Below are 698 nucleotides of genomic sequence, written 5' to 3' on the forward strand. Positions count from 1 at the left end.
CACCGCCACCGGCGCGGCATCGGTGAGCATGAACTCGATACGCTCCCGCGGATGTTCAGGGTCGATGGGCAGATACGCCGCCCCGGTTTTGAGCACCGCGGTGATCGCGGCGATCGCGTGTGGAGAGCGCGCCAGCAACACCCCCACCACACACCCAGCACCCACGCCCCGGCCAACCAACAAATGCGCCAACCGATTAGCCGCCTCATCGAGTTGGCGGTAAGTCCAGGACTGCTCACCACAACTGAGCGCCACCGCCTCCGGAGTGGCGGCCACCTGCGCGGCGAACAACTCCGGAACCGACACCGGCGCTGTGGCATCCGCGCTGAGCACCGCCCGGTGACCGATCTCATCGAAGCGGGCATGTTCGGACTGGTCGAGCACATCCACCGACGACACGCGCCGCCCCGCATCGGCGGTCATCGCCATCAACACCCGCTCCAACCGCTCGATGAGCACCTGGATGCTTTCCGGGTCGAATACGTCGGTGCGAAATTCCACCGCCCCACCGATTCCGGCGGGCTCACCAGCCTCGGTGAAACGCTCCCCCAACGAAAACGCCAGATCCATACGCGCGCTATGGGTATCCAACGGAATCGGGCTGACCTCAACACCGTCTAGCACCAAACCCGCCGCCGGATCCTCATGACCGGCGAAGTTCTGCCAGGCCAACGACACCTGAATCAGCGGATGATGGC

The 698-nt window shown here is 65.0% G+C and carries 1 protein-coding gene; it reads right to left on the reverse strand.

Going from position 1 to position 698, the window contains the following annotated elements; translation table 11 throughout:
- Nucleotides 1-698, reverse strand: a 698-nt coding sequence (locus tag A5745_RS07585; protein ID WP_139329489.1) for an AMP-binding protein, incomplete at both ends; no start/stop codon positions are given.

Origin of the sequence: Mycobacterium sp. IS-2888 (genome assembly GCF_001954215.1) — a bacterium.
Classification (GTDB): Bacteria; Actinomycetota; Actinomycetes; order Mycobacteriales; family Mycobacteriaceae; genus Mycobacterium.